19 protein-coding genes are annotated in these 20,352 nt (G+C 70.7%); 13 read left to right on the top strand and 6 right to left on the bottom strand.

Annotation, left to right across the window (positions count from 1 at the left end):
• The first annotated feature begins 308 nt into the window (after positions 1–308).
• Entirely contained in the window at positions 309–1,271 is a 963-nt protein-coding gene (locus MMF94_RS24760; RefSeq protein ID WP_241039558.1) for an NmrA family NAD(P)-binding protein, read from the top strand.
• Here the strand turns inward: MMF94_RS24760 and MMF94_RS24755 are convergent.
• The 6 genes from MMF94_RS24755 to MMF94_RS24730 form a co-directional block, all read right to left on the bottom strand.
• The gene (locus tag MMF94_RS24755) at positions 1,259–2,437 is read right to left on the bottom strand and encodes a hypothetical protein (RefSeq protein WP_241039557.1); all 1,179 of its coding nucleotides are present in this window, start codon (positions 2,435–2,437) and stop codon (positions 1,259–1,261) included. The two genes, MMF94_RS24760 and MMF94_RS24755, sit on opposite strands and share 13 nt — an antisense overlap.
• Positions 2,438–2,530: 93 nt before the next feature.
• Positions 2,531–4,198: a thiamine pyrophosphate-requiring protein gene (locus MMF94_RS24750; protein ID WP_241039556.1), complete on the bottom strand. Its 1,668-nt coding sequence runs from the start codon at positions 4,196–4,198 to the stop codon at positions 2,531–2,533.
• A 70-nt stretch (positions 4,199–4,268) separates the two neighbouring features.
• Complete coding sequence (locus tag MMF94_RS24745) at positions 4,269–4,973, bottom strand: alpha/beta fold hydrolase (RefSeq protein WP_241039555.1); 705 nt, start codon at positions 4,971–4,973, stop codon at positions 4,269–4,271.
• 2 nt (positions 4,974–4,975) lie between these two features.
• Positions 4,976–5,251, bottom strand: a complete 276-nt coding sequence (locus MMF94_RS24740) for a muconolactone Delta-isomerase family protein (protein ID WP_241039554.1) — start codon at positions 5,249–5,251, stop codon at positions 4,976–4,978.
• 47 nt (positions 5,252–5,298) lie between these two features.
• Positions 5,299–6,435: a cobalamin-independent methionine synthase II family protein gene (locus MMF94_RS24735; RefSeq protein ID WP_241039553.1), complete on the bottom strand. Its 1,137-nt coding sequence runs from the start codon at positions 6,433–6,435 to the stop codon at positions 5,299–5,301.
• A 53-nt stretch (positions 6,436–6,488) separates the two neighbouring features.
• Positions 6,489–7,160: a GntR family transcriptional regulator gene (locus MMF94_RS24730; protein WP_241039552.1), complete on the bottom strand. Its 672-nt coding sequence runs from the start codon at positions 7,158–7,160 to the stop codon at positions 6,489–6,491.
• 150 nt (positions 7,161–7,310) lie between these two features.
• On the opposite strand from MMF94_RS24730, the gene MMF94_RS24725 reads away from it, so the two are divergent.
• The 12 genes from MMF94_RS24725 to MMF94_RS24670 all read left to right on the top strand — a co-directional run bounded on the left by MMF94_RS24725 (position 7,311) and on the right by MMF94_RS24670 (position 20,269).
• Positions 7,311–8,054 (top strand): PIG-L deacetylase family protein, encoded by a 744-nt coding sequence (locus MMF94_RS24725; RefSeq protein ID WP_241039551.1) that lies wholly within the window; start codon positions 7,311–7,313, stop codon positions 8,052–8,054.
• Positions 8,048–8,800 (top strand): 4-carboxy-4-hydroxy-2-oxoadipate aldolase/oxaloacetate decarboxylase, encoded by a 753-nt coding sequence (locus tag MMF94_RS24720; RefSeq protein WP_241039550.1) that lies wholly within the window; start codon positions 8,048–8,050, stop codon positions 8,798–8,800. The genes MMF94_RS24725 and MMF94_RS24720 overlap by 7 nt, the downstream gene beginning before the upstream one ends.
• Positions 8,793–9,965: a DODA-type extradiol aromatic ring-opening family dioxygenase gene (locus MMF94_RS24715; protein WP_241039549.1), complete on the top strand. Its 1,173-nt coding sequence runs from the start codon at positions 8,793–8,795 to the stop codon at positions 9,963–9,965. Before MMF94_RS24720 ends, MMF94_RS24715 begins: the two co-directional genes overlap by 8 nt.
• 69 nt (positions 9,966–10,034) lie before the next feature.
• Positions 10,035–11,378, top strand: coding sequence for a Rieske 2Fe-2S domain-containing protein (locus MMF94_RS24710; RefSeq protein ID WP_241039548.1), 1,344 nt, complete (start codon positions 10,035–10,037; stop codon positions 11,376–11,378).
• Positions 11,379–11,531: 153 nt separating this feature from the next.
• On the top strand, positions 11,532–13,151 hold the full coding sequence (locus MMF94_RS24705) for an ABC transporter substrate-binding protein (RefSeq protein WP_241039547.1): 1,620 nt from the start codon (positions 11,532–11,534) through the stop codon (positions 13,149–13,151).
• Positions 13,152–13,241: 90 nt separating this feature from the next.
• The gene (gene fdxA, locus MMF94_RS24700) at positions 13,242–13,586 is read left to right on the top strand and encodes a ferredoxin (protein WP_241039546.1); all 345 of its coding nucleotides are present in this window, start codon (positions 13,242–13,244) and stop codon (positions 13,584–13,586) included.
• A gap of 17 nt (positions 13,587–13,603) precedes the next feature.
• A complete protein-coding gene (locus MMF94_RS24695) occupies positions 13,604–14,647 on the top strand; it encodes an ABC transporter permease (protein WP_241039545.1) in 1,044 nt (347 codons plus the stop codon).
• Positions 14,640–15,572: an ABC transporter permease gene (locus MMF94_RS24690; RefSeq protein ID WP_241039544.1), complete on the top strand. Its 933-nt coding sequence runs from the start codon at positions 14,640–14,642 to the stop codon at positions 15,570–15,572. The genes MMF94_RS24695 and MMF94_RS24690 overlap by 8 nt, the downstream gene beginning before the upstream one ends.
• A complete protein-coding gene (locus tag MMF94_RS24685; protein ID WP_241039543.1) occupies positions 15,569–16,708 on the top strand; it encodes an ABC transporter ATP-binding protein in 1,140 nt (379 codons plus the stop codon). Before MMF94_RS24690 ends, MMF94_RS24685 begins: the two co-directional genes overlap by 4 nt.
• The gene (locus tag MMF94_RS24680; RefSeq protein ID WP_241039542.1) at positions 16,705–18,387 is read left to right on the top strand and encodes an ABC transporter substrate-binding protein; all 1,683 of its coding nucleotides are present in this window, start codon (positions 16,705–16,707) and stop codon (positions 18,385–18,387) included. Before MMF94_RS24685 ends, MMF94_RS24680 begins: the two co-directional genes overlap by 4 nt.
• Complete coding sequence (locus MMF94_RS24675; RefSeq protein WP_241039541.1) at positions 18,384–19,421, top strand: ABC transporter ATP-binding protein; 1,038 nt, start codon at positions 18,384–18,386, stop codon at positions 19,419–19,421. Before MMF94_RS24680 ends, MMF94_RS24675 begins: the two co-directional genes overlap by 4 nt.
• Positions 19,421–20,269 (top strand): MaoC/PaaZ C-terminal domain-containing protein, encoded by an 849-nt coding sequence (locus MMF94_RS24670; RefSeq protein WP_241039540.1) that lies wholly within the window; start codon positions 19,421–19,423, stop codon positions 20,267–20,269. Before MMF94_RS24675 ends, MMF94_RS24670 begins: the two co-directional genes overlap by 1 nt.
• The last annotated feature ends 83 nt before the right edge of the window (positions 20,270–20,352 follow it).

The following is a 20,352-nucleotide window of genomic DNA, read 5'->3' as shown; positions in this document are numbered from 1 at the left end:
TGCGGATCGCTGTTTCCGATGGGGTGGTCGGCCTCGGAAACTTGCCCTTGCCGCGGGCGTTGAGCTACCGTGAGATTCGGTCATAAACTATGACTATCACGATGTATGAGCGATCCCGCATCGCCGTCGATGTGACGCCGCGCGCCGCGGCGCGCGAGGCAGGGAAACGAATTCTCGGCGTCGCCGTCATCGATTCCGGCGGGCACCGGTGGAGGGGCATCGGCGAACCGGTCGCGGCGCCGGTCGGATCGCCGTACCTCGACGGCGTGTCCTCATCCCAGTCCAGCTGAGGCGCAGGAGCTCACTCGATGTCAGTCTTGGTGATCGGTTCGACCGGGATCGTCGGTCCTCATGTGGTCCGGGCGCTGCGCGCTCGTGGCGTGCATACCCGGGTCTTCACCAGAGACCCGCAGCGCGCATTGCGTCTTTTGCCGGAAGGAACCGATATCCGCTGCTGTACGCCGCATCTGCAGTCCTCGCTGCTCGATGCGGCCGACGGACTCGATGCGGCCTTTCTGCTCACGCCCGATGATCCCCGTTCGACCGACATCCAGCTGGAGATGATTCGGGTGCTGCGCCGAACCGGCGTCCGGATCGTCAAGGTCTCCGGCACCACCGCGGCGGTGACGCCGGACGGGCCCGAGGCGACGCGCAGGCACTGGGAGGTCGAGCAGGTGCTGACGCACTCCGGCCAGCCTTTTGTGGTCCTTCGGCCCTGCACGTTCATGCAGTTCCTGATCGACCGGATCGTGTTGCCGATCCTGCGCGACACCGGGAAGGTCATCGATCCGCTCGGGCCTGCCGGCATCAACTACATCGATGCCCGGGACATCGGCGAGTGCGGTGCGGAAGCGCTCATGGATCCCCGGTGGGTCGGTCACACCCTGGCGCTCACCGGTCCTCGCGCCGTGACCTTCGACGAGATCGCGGAACAGGTCGGCGCCAGGATCGGCCGAACGGTCGAGACCGTGAAGCTCACACCGTGGGAGCTGCGACGCCAGTTCCAGAAGCGAGGCATGGCGTGGTGGGAGGCCGACCATTTCCGGGAGCTCTTCGGCCTGTTCCGGCAAGGGCTCGCCGAACCCGTCAGCCCCGACGTGGACCGCCTGATCGGACGCCGGCCCACCGGACTCGACGAGTACCTGCGGACGCACGCGGCGTTCGAGTCGGCCGACACGATCGCCGCGTGGAAAGACACGGAGGCCTGGCCGGCCGACGGTGGTGTGATCGATACGGCGCAACGAGAACACGCGCGCGGTCAGATGGCGTAGGGCCAGATCGTCAGGGCGTACGCGCCGAACCAGGCTGACGCGAACGCTGCCGCCACGACGACCGCCACGGCTGTGGCCCTCCGGCGCGCGGCGAGGCCGATCGCGACCGGGAGCAGCAGCACGAACGCCGGGAGCAGCACCCGGAGCTTGGCGTTCATCAGGCCGTCCGTGCCCCATGTGGTGACGAGCACGAGCCCGCCGTACACGAGCAGCGGCCACGGCATCCGCATGATCACGGCCACCACGAACAGCGCGATGCTGCCCGCCAGGCTGAGCACGGTGAGCAGGTCGAACACGTTCCCGCTGGACGTCAGGACCTCGGCGAGCCAGCGGACGGTCGCCACGCCGCCGTCGAGGTGCCAGCCCCATCCCTCCCGCTGGATCACGAACCAGCCGCCGAGGACGCCTGTGCGGGTGGCGACGTACCCGACGTAGCCGAGGGCTCCCGCGGCTGCGAGCGCTCCCGCGACCCACGGCCGCCACCCGCCGCGCCGCTGGATCACGGCGGCCAGCGCAGCCAGCCCGACCGCGGCCACGAGCGAACTGCCGGTGGGTCGCACCAGCCCGGCGCCCGCCGCGCACAGCCCCGCGAGCATCCACTGCTCGCGCAGCACGCCGACGAGCACCCACACGGCGAGCGCACAGAACAGGGCCTCGGTGTAGGTCATCGAGAGGGCGACCGCCATCGGCGAGGCGGCGAACAGGCAGGTGAGAAGCAGCCCGGCCCGCCGCGAGCCGCCGGGCACCGACTCGCCGAGGCGGGTGAGGCCGAACGCCGCCGCGATACCCGCGGCCGTGCTGACGAGCAGACCGGCGGCCACGAGGTTGCCGCCGGTCAGCAGGCGGGCCGCGGCGACGAGGCCCGGGTATCCCGGGAAGAACCCGAGCGGCGTCTCGGGGGAGCGGTGGCCGGTGGCGTCGACCATGTCGGCCGGGACGCCGTCGTAGCCGTGCTCGGCGATGGCGAGCAGCCAGCGGCCATCCCAGCTCGTCAGCTCGCCGAGCAGCGATGCCCCGTCGTGCGCGGCCATCGCGGCGAGCACGCCGACCCCGGCGAGACGCACCAGGAGGTAGACGATCGCGGGAGCCAGCGCGTCGAGAACCCGGCGGGCGCGCGCGGCGTCGATCGAGCTGGCGGCAGAGCCCGCCCCGCGCGCGACGGCCATCGTCGAGCTCCTTGATCCTCTACGGACTGCGGCGTCATTCTCGCGGATCTCGCGATCCGCGTTACCCGGCGCGCCGAGGATCGAGCGATCAGGTCAGGCGCACTCCACATCGACGAGTACGTGCCGGCGCTCGTCCTGCACGGTGCGCAGTGCGCGCTGCAGGGCGGGCACCAGCTCCGCGCGCTCGGTGACGTGCAGGCCGAGGCCACCGGATGCCTCCGCGTACGCGGCGAACCGGGGCGCCGGGTCGAGCCGGGCGAGCGGGGACAGCTCGGGGGCACCCGCCGCGTGACCGTCCGGGTACATCCGCAGGGCCGACGACTGCACCGCGCCCCAGTGCGCGTTGGTGCACACCACCGTGAGGACCGGCAGGTGGTGCATGGCCATCGCCTGGTGGCACGCGGCCGGGTTGGCGAACATGTAGGCACCGTCGCCGAGTGTGGCGATCACGGTGGTCGTCGGGCGCGCGAGCTGCACCCCCATGGCCGCGGGAAGCCCCCAGCCCAGCCCGCCTGCGGGTGGCGTGCCGAAGTAGGTGCCGGGAACGGTCGAGCCGAGGATCTCGGGCGAGGCCCAGTACTCGTTGACGACGACCGCGTCGGACGGGCGCACCTGCGCGAGCGCCGTGTTGAGGAACGCCTTGGTGATGGGTCCCCCGGCGGCGGACTCCGTTTCGAGCAGCCGCGCCCGCCGCTCGCGCCAGCCGCCCACGCGGGCGGCGAGGCGATCGGCCCGGCCGGGGTCGACCGCGCGCTCGGCCAGCGCGGCGGTGAGCGCAGGCAGAAGGGCCGTGACGTTCGCGGTGATCGTCAGGTCCGTGCGGTGGGTGCGCATCGGGTACCGCGAGAAGCTGGGGTCGGGCCCGCACTGCACCACCACGGCGTCGGCGCGGGGGGTGGAGGAGCCGGGCAACCACGGCACGTCGAGGTCGAGAACACAGACCACGTCGGCCTCGGCCAGCACCTCGCCGACGGCGTAACCGGCGTGCAGCGGATGGTCGGCCGGGATGTTGACGTGGCGCACGCCGCTCTCGACGACGGCGATGCCGAACCGCTCGGAGAGCTCGGCGAGCAGCGGCACGGCCCGCCGGTCGGCGCCGGCGTCCCCGGTGATGATCACGGGGAACGTGGCCGAGGCCAGGTGGTCGGCGAGCCGGGCGACGGCGGCGGGGTCCGGGTGCGCGGTGGAGGGCAGGGCGGGGGCGGCGGCGTCCTGGGGGCCGAAGACCGGACCGGCCAGCACCTCCCGCGGGAGAGACAGGTAGACGGGGCCGCGCGGTTCCGTGGTGGCGATGTCGAGCGCCCGGTCGACGACGTCCTGCACGTGGGCGCCGTCGCGCAGTTCGTAGTCCCACTTCACGAGCTCGCGCAGCATCCCGGCCTGGTCGAACATCTCCTGCGCCCAGTGGATCGGGGCGTCGCGGGAGCCGAGCATCGAGTGCTCGAACAGAGGTGTGCGACCCGCGGTCAGCAGCACGGGCACCCGGCTGCGGGCGGCGTTGAACACCGCGCACACCGCGTTGGCGGTGCCGACGCTCGTGTGCAGCATGACCGCCTGCACCCGCCCGTCGCCGAGGTAGGAACCGTGGGCCATCGACACCGCGAGGTTCTCGTGGGCGCAGACGACCACGTCGGGCAGGTCGAGGCCGGAGTCCTTGCGCCGGGCGTAGGCCTCCACGAGTGACGCGAAGTCGGTGCCGCTGTTGACGAATAGCCGCTCGACCCCGCGCCGGCGCAGCTGCACCAGGAAGGCCTCGGCCACTGTCTCAGCGCCTTGTGTTGGTGTTTGCAACTCCATCGTCGCCTTCCCGGTGCAGTGCTCGGTGTGTGTTTCAGGCCGCCGCGTCGATCAGGATCTTGGCCAGTGCTTCCGGAGCGGTCACCATCGCTTCGTGGCCGGTGGGCACGGTGAGCACGGGCCAGCCCGCGCTCTCGGCCCGTTCGCTGTGGGCGCGGAAGACCCGCATCCAGTCGGTGCACTCGACGAAGACCGCCGGGACCTCGTCCTGACGGCCGCTCAGCGCGAGCGGCTCCGTGTAGGTGCGCCACGGGTGCGGCGTGAGCCGTGCGGTGAGCCACTCGGTGTCGGCCTCGTCGGTGACGCCGAGCGCCTGCAGCGACCGCACCGGGATGAGCCAGCCGAAGCCGGGCCCGGCCACCGACTCGCGGTAGTGCTCGGCGACATGCGGCGGGAGCAGGTCGATCGCGGCCTCGCCGTCGTTGCCGAAGAACGCGTCGAGGTACACCCGCCGCCGCAGTGCCTCGGGCCGGCGGTCGGCGACGCCTGTGACCACCTGGCCCGCGTAGCTGTGGCCGACGAGGACGACGTCGGTCGCGCCCTCGGCGTCGAGCAGTGCGACGACGTCGGTGACGTGGGTGTCGAGGCCGACGGCCGGGCTGAGCAGATGAGCCCGGTCGCTGACTCCCGTGAGGGTGGGGGTCAGCACCTCGTGCCCCGCGGAGCGCAGGTACGGCTCCACCTTCCGCCAGGCCCAGCCGCCGTGCCACGCGCCGTGCAGGAGGACGAACGTTGCCACGGTCACTGCTCCTGCGGGTGGGTGGCGACGACCTCGACCGTGATGTCCATCCACGGGAACATCGGCAGCGAGGACAGCACGTCGTGCAGCTCCGTGGCGTCGGTGCACTCGTACAGGCCGATCGTCGCGTTGCGGCCCGGCACCCGCCACAGCCGCTTGAGGTTCCCGGCAGCGCGTAGTTCGTCCGCCCGCGCGCGTTCGCCCTTCTTGAGGCGGCTGCGCTCCTCCTCCGGGGTCTCCGGGGGCAAGCGGTTCTCCGCGCGTACCAGGAACTCCATGTCGTGCCTCCTACGTTCGGGTGATCACAAGGGGATCGGGACGGTGGTCACCAGAGCTTTTCGGTCGCGATGGCGGCGCCGTCGCGGAGCGAGCGGAGCTTCTCCCAGGCCAGCTCGGGCACCACGCCGCCCCAGCCGGCGAAGGTGCCGAAGCCGCAGTCGGTGCTGGCGATCACGCGCTCGCGCCCGACGATGTCGGTGTAGCGGAGGATGCGCTCGGCGACGAGGCCCGGGTGCTCCACGAAGTTGGTGGTGGTGTCGATCACGCCGGGCGCGAAGACCTTGTCGTCGGGGATCTTCGCCGCAGCCCAGCCTGCCCAGTCGTGGCCGTGGCGGGGGTTGGCCGCCTCGCACAGGATCGTTGCCGGCTTGGCGCGCAGCACCAGGTCGGCCACCTTCTCCACCGCGATGTCGAAGGTGTGCGGGCCCTCGTAGTTGCCCCAGCACAGGTGGATGCGGGCGCGGTCGGCCGGCACGTCGCGCAGCGCGTGGTTGAGGACCTCGACGAGCACCTCGGCGCGGACGAGGAACTCCTCGTCGGAGAGCGCCTTGTACTTGTTGTGCCGGCCCATCCCGAGGTCGGGGGAGTCGACCTGCAGATCGAAGCCCGCCGCGACGATGCGGTCGTACTCCACCTTCAGCGCGTCGGCGATCGCGCCCAGGTAGGTGTCCTCGTCGGGGTAGTACTCGTTGGGCTGGAACAGCGCGGTGATGCCCGGCGACGGAGCGTTCATGAACGCGGTCTCGACGCCCGCGGCGTCCATGGCGGACCGCAGCGTGGCGAGGTCGGTCTCGAGCGGCTCGAAGTTCTCGTACTCGATGGGGCCCCGGCAGATCGGGCGCAGGTAGGCCACGGTGGCCCCGGAGCGGTGCAGCTGCTCCTTGTAGTCGGGGTAGGCGTCGAGGTCGGCCGGGGTGGCGCGCGGGGCGTCGCCGATCTCGAACCCGCTCATCCGGTGGCGGATGTAGGTGGCGTAGCCGATCTTGCTCATCTCGCCGTCGCTGACGATGTCGATCCCGGTCTCGGCCTGGAGACGCACCTGGTCGTGAACGGCCGACTCGACGGTGGCCGCGAGAGCGGCCTCGTCCACCGGTTCGCCACGGTCGCTGGCGTTGATCAGTGCCAGCAGGTCCGCAGGTCGCGGCAGACTACCGACGTGCGTGGTGCGGATTCGATCGGACATGTTCCGGCCTCCTCGTCGAGTACTCGGGCGGTGCACGGTCGAGCGGTCGGCGCTCACCACTGGTGCAGGTTGGCGTCGAGCTGGTGGAGTGCGTCGACCACGCTGAGCAGATGGGCACGCATCCGCTGCTCGGCGACCTCGGGGTCGCCTGCGCAGACGGTCTCGATCACCTCGAGGTGCTCCTGCAGGCCGACCGATGGGCGGCCCGGGAGCAACGCGACGGTGTAGTGGTAGCGGACACTCTGCGTGCGCAGCCGGTCGAGCATGCGGCCGGCCGTCTCGTGCCCGGACAGATCACGGATGGCGCGATGGATCTGCTGGTTGACCTGACTGTAGGCCACGACGTCGGAGTTCTCGACGGTGGCGGCCAGCGCCACGCCCAGCTCGCGCAGCTTCCGGTGGTCGTCGGGGGTGGCTTTCACCGCGGCCTTGGCCGCGCACAGCCCTTCGACGACCGCGCGGGCCTCGGTGATCTCGACTGCCTCCTGCAGCGAGATCGGCCGCACCCGCGCGCCGCGGTTGCGTTCCCGCTCGACGATGCCCTCGTTCTCCAGCTGCGCCAGTGCGGCGCGCACGGCTCCCCGCGACGCGTCGTACAGGGCGACGAGGTCGGCCTCGGGGAGTCGTTGCCCCGGGGCGAACCGGCCCTGCATGATGCCGTCGCGAACGGCGCTCACCACTACGGCGACCGCGTCGGTCGTCGCAGTTCCACCGCCTGCGGTCATGCACGTCCTCTCGCCCCGCGCCGTCCCGGTGGCCGGCGATTCCGGGGCTGAGCGTAACTGGCAACGGGATTGTTAACAATCTGGTTGCCACTTCCGAGTGGCGGAGTTATGGTCCACACCACTCGACCCCGACGCCTGGAGGAGCAGCACATGGTTCCATCCGGCAGGGACGACGGGCCGTCCGTCGTCGTGGTCAGCGCAAATGCCGCTGACTTCGTCTGGCGGGCGGGCGGGGCGATCGCACGGTGCGCCGAGGACGGCGCTCCTGTCACGGTGCTGTGCCTGACCTACGGCGAGCGCGGCGAGTCCGCGGCGCTGTGGCGGTCCCCGGACGCCACGCTGGAGTCGGTGAAGGCCATCCGGGCCGAGGAGTCCGCCGCGGCGGCCCAGGCACTCGGGGCCGACATCATGTTCTTCGACGCCGGCGACTACCCCCTGCGCGCCACCGACGACCTGGTCGACGGGATCGTCGCGCAGCTGCGCAGGCTGCAGCCCACCGTTCTGCTCACCCATGCCGAGCGCGACCCGTACAACCTGGACCACGCGCTCACCCACGAGATCGTGCTGCGGTGCCGGATGATCGCGCAGGCAGCCGGCCTCCCCGACCGGAACACGCCACCGCTGGGCGCGTCCCAGGTGATGGCGTTCGAGCCGCACCAGCCCGAGCAGTGCGGGTTCGTGCCCAACCGCTTCCTGGACATCTCACCGGTGATCGAGCGCAAGCGAGCGGCCATGAAGTGCATGGACGCCGCGCAGGGACATCTGATCGACTACTACGAGGACCTGGCCGTACGGCGCGGGGTGCAGGCGGTGCGCAACGGCGCACCGCGCACGGTCACCCACGCCGAGGCGTTCCAGATGGTCTTCCCCACTGTCGGGAGCACGCTGTGGTGAATCGGCCGGACGCGCACCTCGTCGTGCGCAGTGATCTCGCACCCGACGCCGACGCGGTGGCGCAACTAGGCCGCCAGGGCGTCGCCACGGTCCACGAGGCGCAGGGCAGGCGCGGGCTACTCGGCCCGCAGATCCGCCCGGTGCAGGAGGGTGCGGTGATCGCAGGACGGGCCGTCACCGTGCTCTCCCACCCCGGCGACAACCTGATGCTCCACGCCGCCGTCGAACAGTGCCGGCCCGGTGACGTGGTGGTCGTGTCCACCACCTCGGAGTCCACCGACGGCATGTTCGGTGAGCTGCTCGCGGTCTCCATGCGCAGCCGCGGGGTGATCGGCCTGGTCACCGGCGCCGGTGTGCGCGACGTCTCGGACCTGCGCCGGATGGGTTTCCCGGTCTGGACGAGAGCGGTCAGCGCGCAGGGCACGGTCAAGGCGAGCCCCGGTTCGGTGAACGTCCCGGTGATCGTGGGCGGCGCCCTCGTGGAGCCGGGCGATGTCGTGGTCGCCGACGACGACGGCGTGGTCGTCGTTCCCCGCGCCCAGGCGCCTGCCGTGGCCGCCGCGGGCGAGGCGCGGCTGCGCAACGAGGCGGACAAGCGGGCCCGGCTCGCCGCTGGAGAGCTGGGCCTGGACATGTACGGGCTGCGCGCCGAGCTCGATCGGCTGGGCGTGCGGTACGTGGATCGTGAAGAGCACACCGATGACGACAGGGACGGCGTCGTCCCGGAGGGAGCGCTCCATGGCTGAGTTCGTGGCCGCCGCCGCGGCTGTGCACGCCCCGCAGCTGCTGAGCCGTCCGCCGCACGAGGACCCCGCGAAGCTCGACGGCAGCACCGACGCGCTGCGCCGCTTCGGGCAGGTCCTCGACGAGACGCGGCCGGACGCGCTGCTGGTGATCGGCATCGACCACCTCGAGACGTTCTGGCTGGAGGCGGTGCCGACCTTCACCCTCATCCTCTCCCCGGAGGCCGAGGCGCACTACATGCAGAAGGAGCGCCGGATCCCGGTGCACACCGAGCTCGCCACGCACCTGCTGCACGGCGTGGTCGGGCGCGACATCGACCTCACCTACTCGCAGGAGGCCAAGCTCGGGCACGCGTTCCTCACGCCGTTCGAGTACGTGCTGGGCGACCGGGACATCCCCGTGATCCCGCTGCTGGTCAACGCCTATCTGCCGCCGCTGCCCAGCCCGCGCCGCTGCTTCGCGCTGGGCAAGGCGATCGCGGAGGCGCTCGCCGACCGCCCCGAGCGCGTCGCGGTGCTCGCGAGCGGCGGGATGTCGCACTTCCCCGGCACCGCCCGCTACACCGCGCCGCAGTTCTCGTTCGACGAGTGGGTGCTGCAGGAGGTGGCCGCAGGCCGCTACGAGGAACTGCTGGACCTCACCCCGGTGCAGCTCGACGAGGTGGGCGAGAGCGAGCTGCTCACGTGGTTCGTGATGCTGGGTGTGCTCGCGGGCGCAGGTGGCACCGTCCCCGGTTCGCTGCTGTCCTACCAGCACCTGAGCCACCACGGCCACGGCGTCGTGCAGTTCGTGCCCCCGGTGCCCGCAGGCACCGAGCCCACTGTGGACGAGCCGCTCGCCAACCCCGTGCCCAAGTTCGGCGGCTACGAGTTCACCTCCACCGACTTCATCTACTACCGCTTCCCCGAGCCGGCGAGCTTCCCGCTGAACCGCCTGCTGCACCGCGTCATCACCGACGAGGAGGTGCGCAGCGAGTTCGTGCGCGATCCTGCGAGTGTGGCGGCGCGCGCAGAGCTCACCGACGAACAGCGCGACGCGTTGCTCGCCGACGGGTTCGACAAGCTCACCGAGGTCGGAGCCCATCCACTGCTCGCCCTCTCGGCCCGCCAGGTGGCGCTGCTGGAGCAGCAACGCCAGGCGGCGGCCGCCGGAGTCAGTACCACCTGATCCACCCGATCCATCTGATCCCCCTGATCCACCTGCGACACCAACCACCACTCTGGAGAGAGGCCGACGATGCTGTCAGCGCAGGACAACGAGCTCCTGACCCGTGTGGGGCCCGGAACTCCTATGGGCGAGCTGTTGCGCCGCTACTGGACGCCGGCTCTGCTGATCAGTGAAGTGCCCACACCGGACAGCGATCCTGTTCGCGTGCGGTTGCTCGGCGAGGACCTCGTCGCGTTCCGTGACACGAACGGCCGGGTCGGCCTGATCCAGGAGAACTGCCCGCACCGTGGCGCGTCGCTCTACTTCGGCCGCAACGAGGAGTGCGGGCTGCGCTGCCCGTACCACGGCTGGAAGTTCGACGCCGACGGCGCGTGCGTCGACATGCCCAGCGAGCCGCCGAACAGCGTGTTCAAGGACAAGGTGACGGCCAAGGCCTACCCGACGCACGAGTCGGGCGGGATCGTGTGGACCTACATGGGCCCGGCCGACAAGATGACGCCGTTCCGCGACTTCGGCACCGAGTCGCTCGAGCCCGACCAGGTCGCCGCCACCAAGCTGAACACCCCGTGCAACTGGGTGCAGGCGATGGAGGGCAACCTCGACACCTCCCACATCTCGTGGCTGCACCAGTGGGACGGTGTCGACGACATCCCCGACGACGGCAGCGACAAGCCGGGCTACCCGAGCAACGCGATGTCGTGGAAGTTCTGGCGCCACGACCGCGCACCGCGGCTGGAGATCGAGGACACCTGGTACGGGTTCAAGTACGTCGGCATCCGCGACACCCCCAACGGGCACAAGCACGTCCGGATGAGCGCGTTCTGCTTCCCGTACAACACGGTGATCGCGTCGGTGCCCTTCAGCACCGGGCACGGCCTGTTCGTGCCGATCGACGACCACAACACGTGGCGCTACAGCTTCTCCACTCGCGTGAACCCGGGGCTGCAGGAGGTCGGCGGCACCAACCTCTTCGCGCTGAGCCCGTTCGAGTTCGGGCCGGCCGAGGTGGGCCGCAACGGGATCATCCCGCGGCGCTACACGGCCGAGAACGACTACGGGATCGACCGCGCGGAACAGCGCAACGTCACCTACTCCGGCGTGCGTGAGTTCATCAGCCAGGACTTCATGGTCACCGAGTCGATGGGCCCGATCTACGACCGCACGCAGGAGCGGCTGGGCACCTCCGACAAGGCGATCATCCGGATGCGCCGGCTGCTGATGGCGGCGGCCAAGAGCGTGGCCGAGGGCGGCGAGCCGCCCGCGGTCGCCCCCGATCTCGACTACCGCAGCATCCGGTCGGCGGAGAAGATCCTCGAGCCGGGTGAGGACTGGCGGGTGCTCGGCACCAGCGACGACCCGATGGTGCAGAAGTACGACGCCGGCAACTCGCGCGTTCCGGTCGCCGGATCCTGACACCGTGGCCGCCGCCCCGTCCGGGGCGGCGGCCGAGCCGGGCACACCCGCCCGGCTCGCTTTCCCCACCCGTTGTTCCCCGGCACTTCGCCATTCCTCGTACAGCGCCATTCCTCACACAGCGCCGTTCCTGACACATTGGGGTGTTCTGAGATGCGATTGCGATGTCGCACGTCCCGCGCCGTCGCCGCGGTGGCGCTCGCGTGCTGCGCAGTGCTTCTGAGTGCGTGCGGGGCGGCCGACCGTGGCGCTGTGGCCGCCGGCGCGCTGCAGGCGCGCGATCCCTACGGCGCAGATCTCGCCACCGAGGGCACGCCCCGCGCGGGCGGCACGCTGAAGCTCGGCATGGACCGTGAGGTGGTCAGCTTCGACCCCACGGTGCAGAACTCGAACATGGCCGCGCTGGCCGTGTACGACTCGCTGCTCAAGGTCGATCCGCAGGGCAAGGCCAAGCCGTACCTCGCGCAGTCCATGGACAGCGCCGACGGGGGAGTGACCTGGCGCCTCGGCCTGCGGCCCGGCGTGCAGTTCACCGACGGCACCGCCCTCGACGCCAACGCCGTGCTGGTCAACGTGCAGCGCCACATCGACAAGCTGTCCTCGCCTGCACACGCCTTCGCCGCGAACATCGCGTCGATGCGCGCGGTGGACCCACTGACCGTCGAGTTCGCGCTGAAGGCCCCGCTCGGCGACTTCCCGGTGCTGTTCGCCCAGCCGATCACCTACGGCAGCCTCGGGATGATCATCTCGCCCGCCGCGCTGCAGCAGTACGGCGACGACATCGGTCGCCACCCGGTGGGCGCGGGCCCGTTCCGGTTCGTGGAGTGGGTCCCCGACTCCCGGATCACGCTCGCCAAGAACGACACGTACTGGCAGCAGGGCATGCCCTACCTCGACGGGCTGGAGTTCCGCCCGCTGCCCGACACCGAGAGCCGCTACGCCTCGATCGAGAACGGCGACGTCGACGTCGTGTTCGGCGGGTACAACCAGGAACTCGTGCGGGCGAGCTCCAACGCCGGGCTGCGCGTGTACTACGGGCCCGGCAACGCAGGCGAGTACCTCTACTTCAACTTCAACAAGGCACCGTTCAACGACCGCAGGATGCGCGAGGCGCTGATCAGCTCGCTGGATCTCAACGCACTGGCGGCGAGCCAGTACAGCGGCCGGCTCGTGCCGTCGACCAGCCTGTTCGCCGAGGACAGCCCGTACCACACGGAGGCGGCGTCGCAGGCGTGGCCGAAGTACGACCCGGAGCGGGCGAAGCAGCTGATCGCCGAGTACAAGGCCTCGGGCGGTGATCCGAGCTTCACCTTCAAGACGACCCAGGCGCGGGTGCCCTTCGGGGAGTACATCCAGGCCCAGATGGCGGCCGTGGGTATCGACATCAAGGTGCAGTTCTACGACCTCGCGCAGTTCTCCTCCGCGGTGGTGCAGAGCAACGACTTCCAGCTCACCACCTGGGTCGGAGCTTTCGACGTGCCCTACCCGGGCGCGACCCGACTCCTGCACACCGGCGGCAACACCAACTACGGCGACTACTCCAACCCCCAGGTGGACGCGCTGCTCGACGAGGCCGCGCGCACCACCGACGAGGCGGTCCGGACCAACGCCTACCAGCAGGTCGAGCTGCTGGTCGGGCAGGACCTCTCGATGGCGTGGTTCAGCCGCAGTTACCTGTCCACGATCACCAAACCCGAGGTGAAGGGCATCGACCGCTACCCGTCGCGCGACATGTTCTTCGCCACCACCTGGCTCGACGGTGGTCCCGAGTAGGACGCGCACCAGCCCGACACGCACCCGATCCCACCTCGCGATCAGCACGCGCCCCGCGACAGGGCGCCCCCACGGAAGGGGACCAACGAGATGACCTACGTCATCGGAGAAGCCTGCGTCGACGTCATGGACCGCAGCTGCATCGACGTCTGCCCGGTCGACTGCATCTACACGGGCGAGCGCAAGCTCTACATCAACCCGGCGGAGTGCATCGAGTGCGGTGCCTGCGAACCGGAGTGCCCGGTGGACTCGATCGTGCTGGAGCAGCAGGCGTCCGACGCCGAGGCCGGCCACATCGCCGACAACGCCGCGTTCTTCTACGACACGCTCCCCGGCCGTGACGCCCCGCTCGGTGACCCGGGCGGGGCGTCAGCGGTGGGACCGATCGGCGCGGACACCCCGCTGGTGGCCGCGCTCCCCCTGCGGACGAGCTGAGGCGCGCCGTGGCCGACATGACACTGACGTCACAGGCTGGCCCGACCGTGCCCGCCGGCGGCCCGACCCCGCCGGGGACCCCCGCCAAGCCGGCCGGGAGCCGCCGCCCCGCCCTGCGGCGCATCCGCAAGCGGATCGTGCACCTGCTGATCGTGCTGATCGCCGTGACCTTCCTGTCGTTCGTGGTGGTCGACCTGCTCCCCGGCGACGCCGCGGTCGTCGTGGCGGGTGACAACGCGACGCCCGAGCAGGTGCAGCAGGTGCGGGTGGACCTACAGCTGGACCGGCCGCTGCTGGTGCGCTACGTCGACTGGCTCGGTGGTGTCGTCACCGGAGACCTCGGACGGTCCTTCCGCACCGGACAGCCGGTGGTGGAGGCGCTGGCCCAGCGGATACCGGTGACGTTCGAGATCACGATCGTCGCGCAGATCCTGGCGTTGCTGATCGCGATCCCGCTGGCGGTCTACTCCGCCTACCGGCCGGGCCGGCTGGTGGACAGGGCGTCGATGACGATCGGGTTCGGCGCCGCCGCGATGCCGACCTTCGTGTTCGGCATGGTGCTGATCGTGCTGTTCGCGGGTGGTGTCTCGAGCATCCTGCCGGCCACCGGGTACGTCGGGTTCTTCGAGGATCCGCTCGGCAACCTGAGATCGATCATCCTGCCGTGCCTGACGTTGATGATCGCCGAGGCGGCGGTCTACCGACAACTGCTGCGCTCGGACATGATCTCGACGCTGCAGGAGGACTTCATCCTCATGGCCCGGTCCAAGGGTCTGGGACCACGCACGATCCTGATGCGCCACGCGCTGCGGCCCTCGTCGTTCTCGCTGATCACGCTCTCCGGCGTGAACATCGGCCGGCTCCTGGGCGGCACCGTGATCGTCGAGACGCTGTTCGCGATCCCCGGCCTCGGCCAGCTGATCGTGCAGGCCGTGTTCAACCGCGACTACATGATCCTTCAGGGCGCGCTGCTGTTCGTCGCGGTCGCCTACGTCGTGATCAACATGCTGATCGACCTCCTGTACCTGGCCCTCGACCCGCGGGTGCGTAGAGATGCCTGAGACGACGACTCCGGGAATGACCCCGGACACGAGCCCCGGCGACGCCGTCGCCACGCAGGTGCCGATCGCGACGATGGCGGCGAAGGGCAAGGCCAAGCGGATCCAGCGGGCCAATCGCGCGCCGGTCGGCTGGTACATCGCATGGGCGTGGCTGGGCGCGGTGGTGCTCTCCGCCGTCTTCGCCCCGCTGCTGCCACTGTGGGACCCGGCGGTGCCCGACTACAACAACGTGTTCGGCGGGATCACGCCGCAGCACTGGCTGGGCGGCGACACGCTGGGTCGCGACAACCTGTCCCGGATCATCTACGGGGCACGGGCGTCGCTGCTCGTCGGCATCTGTGCCGTCCTGCTCGGTGCGCTGGTGGGCGGCATCCTCGGCATGATGGCCGGCTACTTCGGCGGCCGCACCGAGCGGGTGCTGGCGCTGGTCACCGACGTGGTGCTCGCCTTCCCCGGCCTGGTGTTCATCATCGCCCTGGTCGCCATCCTGGGCTCCAGCCTCACCAACCTGATCATCGGCCTCGCGATCCTGTCGGTGCCCACGTTCATCCGGCTCAGCCGGGCCGCCACCCTGACGGTGGCCCAGCGGGAGTTCGTGCAGGCCGCGCGGGCGTACGGGTCCAAGCCACTCCGGATCATCGCCCGGGAGATCGCACCCAACGTCGTGCTCCCGGTGGCTGCCTACGGCTTCATCATGATCGGCGTCTTCATCGTGGTGGAGGGCTCCTTGAGCTTCCTCGGCCTCGGCATCCCGCCGCCCACGCCGAGCTGGGGCGGGATGATTGCCGGTGGCCGCACCGAGCTGCTCAACTTCCCGCACATCTCGCTGTTCCCCGCCGCGGTCATGTTCCTGACGGTGCTCTCGATCAACTACATCGGTGAGCGCACCCGCAAGCAGTTCGAGGTCAAGGAGAGCAACCTGTGACCGGCACGCGGAGCGAGAACGGCCAGGCCGAGGACGTCCTGGATGCCGGCACGCTGGGCGATGTCCCGGACGGGGGCGACCTGCTCACGGCCGAGGACGTCGTGGTGCGCTTCCACACCAAGAAGGGTGTGGTGCACGCCGTCGAGGGCGTGTCGCTGCGCCTGAAGGCGGGCGAGGTGCTCGCGGTGGTGGGCGAGAGCGGCTCGGGCAAGACCGTGTTCACCCGCCGCGCGATGGGCCTCATCGGCGGCGGCCGTGGCACCGAGGTGTCGGGCACCGTCACCTATGACGGCACCAAGATCAGCGAGCTGTCGGGCAAGGAGCTCTCGGCCTTCTGGGGCTCGGAGATCGCGCTGATCCTGCAGGACCCGATGACCTCGCTGAACCCCGTGAAGCGGATCGGCGCGCAGCTCACCGAGACGATCCTGCTGCACGAGCGCGTCACGAAGAAGGAAGCGCTGGACCGGGCCGTCGAGCTGCTGCGCTCGGTGGGTCTCTCCGAACCCGAGCGGCGGGTGCGCCAGTACCCGCACGAGCTCTCCGGCGGCATGCGCCAGCGCGTGACGATCGCGATCGCGCTGTCCTGCAACCCGCGGCTCCTCCTTGCCGACGAGCCCACCACCGCGCTCGACGTCACCGTGCAGGCCCAGATCCTGGACCTGCTCGCCGACCTGCAGGCACGGCGGCGGATGGCGATGCTGCTGGTCACGCACGACCTGCGGGTGGTGCGCAGCCGGTCGGACCGCATCGCCGTGATGTACGCGGGCCGGATCGTCGAGACGGCGCCCACGCCGGAGCTCTTCGCCGAGCCGAAGATGCCCTACACCGAGGCGCTCATGAACGCCGTGCCGCCGATCGCCGGGCCGAACCACGTCCGGCTCCAGGTGATCCCCGGCCGGCCGCCGGACCTCATCAACCCGCCCGCGGGCTGCAAGTTCAGCCCGCGTTGCCCCTACGCGCAGGACAAGTGCCTCACCGAGGAACCGCCCCTGCGCGACGCCGGCTCGCCCGACCACCAGTACCGCTGCTGGTTCCCGGTGGGCAGCCCGGCCTGGGCCGAGGCCAAGGCCCGGAACATCGAACGTGGGACGAGTGCCGCCGGCACGTCCGTGACCGAGGAGATGGTGCTGACATGAGCAAGCAACGGAGCTGCTCACCCGGCCCGCCGAGAGCGACGGGACGGGGGGTCCGCCGAAGAGGGTCGCGCGCGGCGGGCGCGCTCGCCCTGTTGCTGGGCGTGGCGCTGCTCGCCGCATGCGGGAGCAACGTCGCGCCTGCCGCGGCGCCGGGAGCCGGCGACGGGATCACGGCCACCAACCCCTTCGGGGGCGACCTCGCGGCAGAGGGCCAGCCCAAGCGCGGCGGCGTCCTGCGGCTGGGCACCGACCGCGAGGCCGTCGGGTTCGACCCGACCGTGCAGAACACCAACCAGGCGGCCATCGCCGTCTACGACTCGCTGATGAAGCTCGGCCCCGACGGGACCGTCGAGCCCTACATGGCCGAGTCGATGGAGAGCTCGGACCAGGGCCGCACCTGGCGGCTCGTCCTGCGCGACGGCGTCCGGTTCAGCGACGGCACGCCGCTCGACGCCAATGCCGTGATCACCAACGTGCAGCGGCACATCGACAAGGCCTCCTCTCCCGGCCACAAGTTCACCGAGCCGATCCAGTCGATGCGGGCCGTGGACGCGAAGACCGTCGAGTTCTCGCTGAACGGGCCGTTCGGGCAGTTCCCGGTGACCTTCGCCGGCAGCTTCACCGGCGGCAGCCTCGGCACGATCGTCTCGCCGGCCGCGCTCACCCAGTACGGCGACCAGATCGCGGCCAACCCGGTGGGTGCGGGCCCGTTCAAGATGGTGAGCTGGACGCGCGACTCGCGGATGGTGCTGGAGCGCAACCCGGACTACTGGCAGAAGGACAAGGGCCTGCCCTACCTCGACGGGCTGGAGTTCCGTCCGCTGCCCGACACCGAGTCGCGCTACGCGTCGATCGAGAACGGCGACGTCGACGAGATCTTCGGCGGATACCACACCGAGCTGATCCGCGCGCTCGACAACCCGAACCTGCGCGTCTACTACGGACCGGGCAACGGGGCCGAGTACATCTACTTCAACGTCGAGAAGGCCCCGTTCGACGACCGCAAGATGCGCGAGGCCCTGATCCGCGGCATCGACCTCAACGCCCTCGCCGCCACGCAGTTCCGGTCGCGGATGACCAGGGCGGACGGGTACTTCGGCTCGGACAGCGCCTACCAGACACCCGAGGCCGAGGCGGCGTGGCCGACCTACGACCCGGAGAAGGCCAAGCAGCTCGTCCAGGAGTACGTGGCGGGCGGCGGCAGCGCCACCGTCCAGTACAAGACGACGAACGCGCCGAACCGGGTGGCGTTCGCGGAGTTCCTGCAGGCCCAGATGGCGGCGATCGGCATCACGCTGCAGCCGCAGTTCTTCGACCTCGCGCAGTACTCCTCGAGCGTCGTGCAGAGCCAGGACTTCCAGATCGCCGGCTGGGTGGGTGGCCCGGTCGACGCGGCCTACCCGGCCGCGACGAACCTCTTCCACACCGGCGGCAACGCCAACTACGGCGGCTATTCCAACCCGCAGATGGACACGCTGCTCGACCAGGCCACCGCCTCGTCGGACGCGGCCGAGCGCACGCGCCTGTACCAGCAGGTCCAGCTGCTCGCCAACCAGGACCTGCCCGTGGCCTTCTACAGCCGCGGCTACCTGTCCACGATCACGAAGCCGGAGGTCAAGGGCGTGGTGCGCTACCTGACTCGGGACCAGTTCTTCGCGACCACCTGGCTCGACCGGTGACCGCGCCGCAGGTGGAGGCGACCGCTACGGCGGCGCACGAGGCGGACGAGGCCGACGTCGTGCTCCGGCTCGACGACCTCGTCGTGGAGTTCCCCGCAGGCGGCGGCCGCACGGTGCACGCGGTCTCCGGGATCAGCCTCGACGTCCACCGGGGCGAGACCCTCGGCCTTGTGGGCGAGTCGGGCTGCGGCAAGTCGACCACCGGCCGGGCGATCATGCAGTTGCCGCGCCCCACCAGGGGGTCGGTGCTGTTCGAGGGCCGCGACCTCGCCACGCTGTCGGCGGAGGAGCTGCGCCAGCTGCGTCCGAAGCTGCAGATGATCTTCCAGGACCCCATCTCGTCGCTGAACCCGCGCCGGCGAATCCCCGACATCGTCGGCGACCCGCTGGTGGTGTGGGGCCGCGGCAGCGAGCGGGCCAAGGTCGTGCCCGAGGTGCTCGAAGCCGTCGGGCTCGACCCTGCGCAGGTGGCCGACCGCAGACCGCACCAGTTCTCCGGCGGGCAGTGTCAGCGCGTCTCGATCGCGCGGGCGCTCGTGCTCGAGCCCGAGGTGCTCATCTGCGACGAGCCCGTGTCGGCGCTCGACGTGTCCGTGCAGGCGCAGATCCTCAACCTGCTCGAGGACATGAAGCGCCGCTACGGGCTGACGCTGGTGTTCATCGCCCACGACCTGGGCGTGGTGCGCAACATCAGTGACAGGGTCGCGGTGATGTACCTCGGCAAGATCTGCGAGGTGGGCGAGACCGAGGCCCTCTTCGACAACCCGGTGCACCCGTACACGCGGCTGCTGGTCTCCTCGATCCCGTCGATGGAGACCGCCGGTGTGCCCGCCGAGGTGGGCACCGGCGAGATGCCCTCGCCGGTCAACCCGCCGAGCGGCTGCCGGTTCCGCACGCGGTGCCCGCTCGCCACGGAGCGGTGCGCGGCCGAGGAGCCGAAGATGCGGGAGGTGGCGCCGCGGCGCTTCACCGCGTGCCACTACCCGATCCTCGACGGGCTGGAGGCGGACACCGTGGTGCCGGAGGCCGGCTGATGGCGATCGACCCGGCGGCCGTCGGGCGCGCGGGAGAGCCGCGCACCCGGTCGTGGACCTCGACCGACGCCCTGCTCTACGCCGTGGGCGTCGGGGCGGGGCTCGGGGAGCCGACGAGCGAGCTCGCGTTCACCACGGAGAACTCCGACGGGGTGGCGCAGCAGGTACTACCGACGTTCGCGGTGCTCCTGTCGCAGGCGCCGCCGCCGTCGTTCGGCACGTTCGACCCGGCACTGCTGGTGCACGCCGAGCAGGCCGTCATCCTCCACCGGCCGGTGCCGGTGGAGGGCACCGTCACGGCCACGGCGCGGGTGGCGGGCGTGTACGACAAGGGCTCGGGCGCGCTCGTCGTCACCGAGTCCGAGGCCGTGCTCGCCGACGGGTCGCTGCTCGCCACCAACCGCAGCGCGGTGTTCATCCGCGGTGCGGGCGGCTTCGGCGGCGACCGCGGGCCGCGCGACGACTGGGCGGCGCCCGACCGTGCCCCGGACCGCAGCGTGCGGTACGAGACGCGGCCGGAGCAGGCGCTGCTCTACCGGCTCTCGGGCGACCGCAACCCGCTGCACTCCGACCCGTCGTTCGCGGCGAGGGCGGGCTTCGGGAAGCCGATCCTGCACGGGCTGTGCACCTACGGCGTCACCGGACGCGCGCTGCTGCAGGAGGTCGCAGGCGGCGACCCGGCGCGGCTCACCGGGATGTACGGCCGGTTCAGCGCCACGGTCGTGCCCGGTCAGGCGCTCACCGTCGAGATCTGGCACGGCACGGGAGACGAGGCTCTCTACCGCACCCGTACCGACGACGGCACTGTGGTGATCGACCGCGGGAGGGCCACCATCGGCTCCGCGTGACCGGGGCGCATTCCACCCCCGGTCACGCGGTACGCACGTCTCGTGCGTGATCGGCGACTGAAGGAGGAAGGTTCGTGACGGGA

Source organism: Pseudonocardia alaniniphila (assembly GCF_022524485.1).
In the GTDB taxonomy this organism is placed as follows: domain Bacteria; phylum Actinomycetota; class Actinomycetes; order Mycobacteriales; family Pseudonocardiaceae; genus Pseudonocardia; species Pseudonocardia alaniniphila.
The sequence above is the reverse complement of the archived record's forward strand: the minus strand, read 5'-3'. Positions and strand labels throughout refer to the sequence as shown.

Bases quoted from the DNA above. Each gene is read 5' to 3' on its own strand.
- MMF94_RS24735 (WP_241039553.1), bottom strand. From the start codon at position 6,435: ATGTCCGATCGAATCCGCACCACGCACGTCGGTAGTCTGCCGCGACCT.
- MMF94_RS24755 (WP_241039557.1), bottom strand. From the start codon at position 2,437: ATGGCCGTCGCGCGCGGGGCGGGCTCTGCCGCCAGCTCGATCGACGCC.
- MMF94_RS24690 (WP_241039544.1), top strand. From the start codon at position 14,640: ATGCCTGAGACGACGACTCCGGGAATGACCCCGGACACGAGCCCCGGC.
- MMF94_RS24760 (WP_241039558.1), top strand. From the start codon at position 309: ATGTCAGTCTTGGTGATCGGTTCGACCGGGATCGTCGGTCCTCATGTG.
- MMF94_RS24710 (WP_241039548.1), top strand. From the start codon at position 10,035: ATGCTGTCAGCGCAGGACAACGAGCTCCTGACCCGTGTGGGGCCCGGA.
- MMF94_RS24680 (WP_241039542.1), top strand. From the start codon at position 16,705: ATGAGCAAGCAACGGAGCTGCTCACCCGGCCCGCCGAGAGCGACGGGA.
- MMF94_RS24740 (WP_241039554.1), bottom strand. From the start codon at position 5,251: ATGGAGTTCCTGGTACGCGCGGAGAACCGCTTGCCCCCGGAGACCCCG.
- MMF94_RS24670 (WP_241039540.1), top strand. From the start codon at position 19,421: ATGGCGATCGACCCGGCGGCCGTCGGGCGCGCGGGAGAGCCGCGCACC.
- MMF94_RS24695 (WP_241039545.1), top strand. From the start codon at position 13,604: ATGACACTGACGTCACAGGCTGGCCCGACCGTGCCCGCCGGCGGCCCG.
- fdxA (WP_241039546.1), top strand. From the start codon at position 13,242: ATGACCTACGTCATCGGAGAAGCCTGCGTCGACGTCATGGACCGCAGC.
- MMF94_RS24725 (WP_241039551.1), top strand. From the start codon at position 7,311: ATGGTTCCATCCGGCAGGGACGACGGGCCGTCCGTCGTCGTGGTCAGC.
- MMF94_RS24705 (WP_241039547.1), top strand. From the start codon at position 11,532: ATGCGATTGCGATGTCGCACGTCCCGCGCCGTCGCCGCGGTGGCGCTC.
- MMF94_RS24730 (WP_241039552.1), bottom strand. From the start codon at position 7,160: ATGACCGCAGGCGGTGGAACTGCGACGACCGACGCGGTCGCCGTAGTG.
- MMF94_RS24715 (WP_241039549.1), top strand. From the start codon at position 8,793: ATGGCTGAGTTCGTGGCCGCCGCCGCGGCTGTGCACGCCCCGCAGCTG.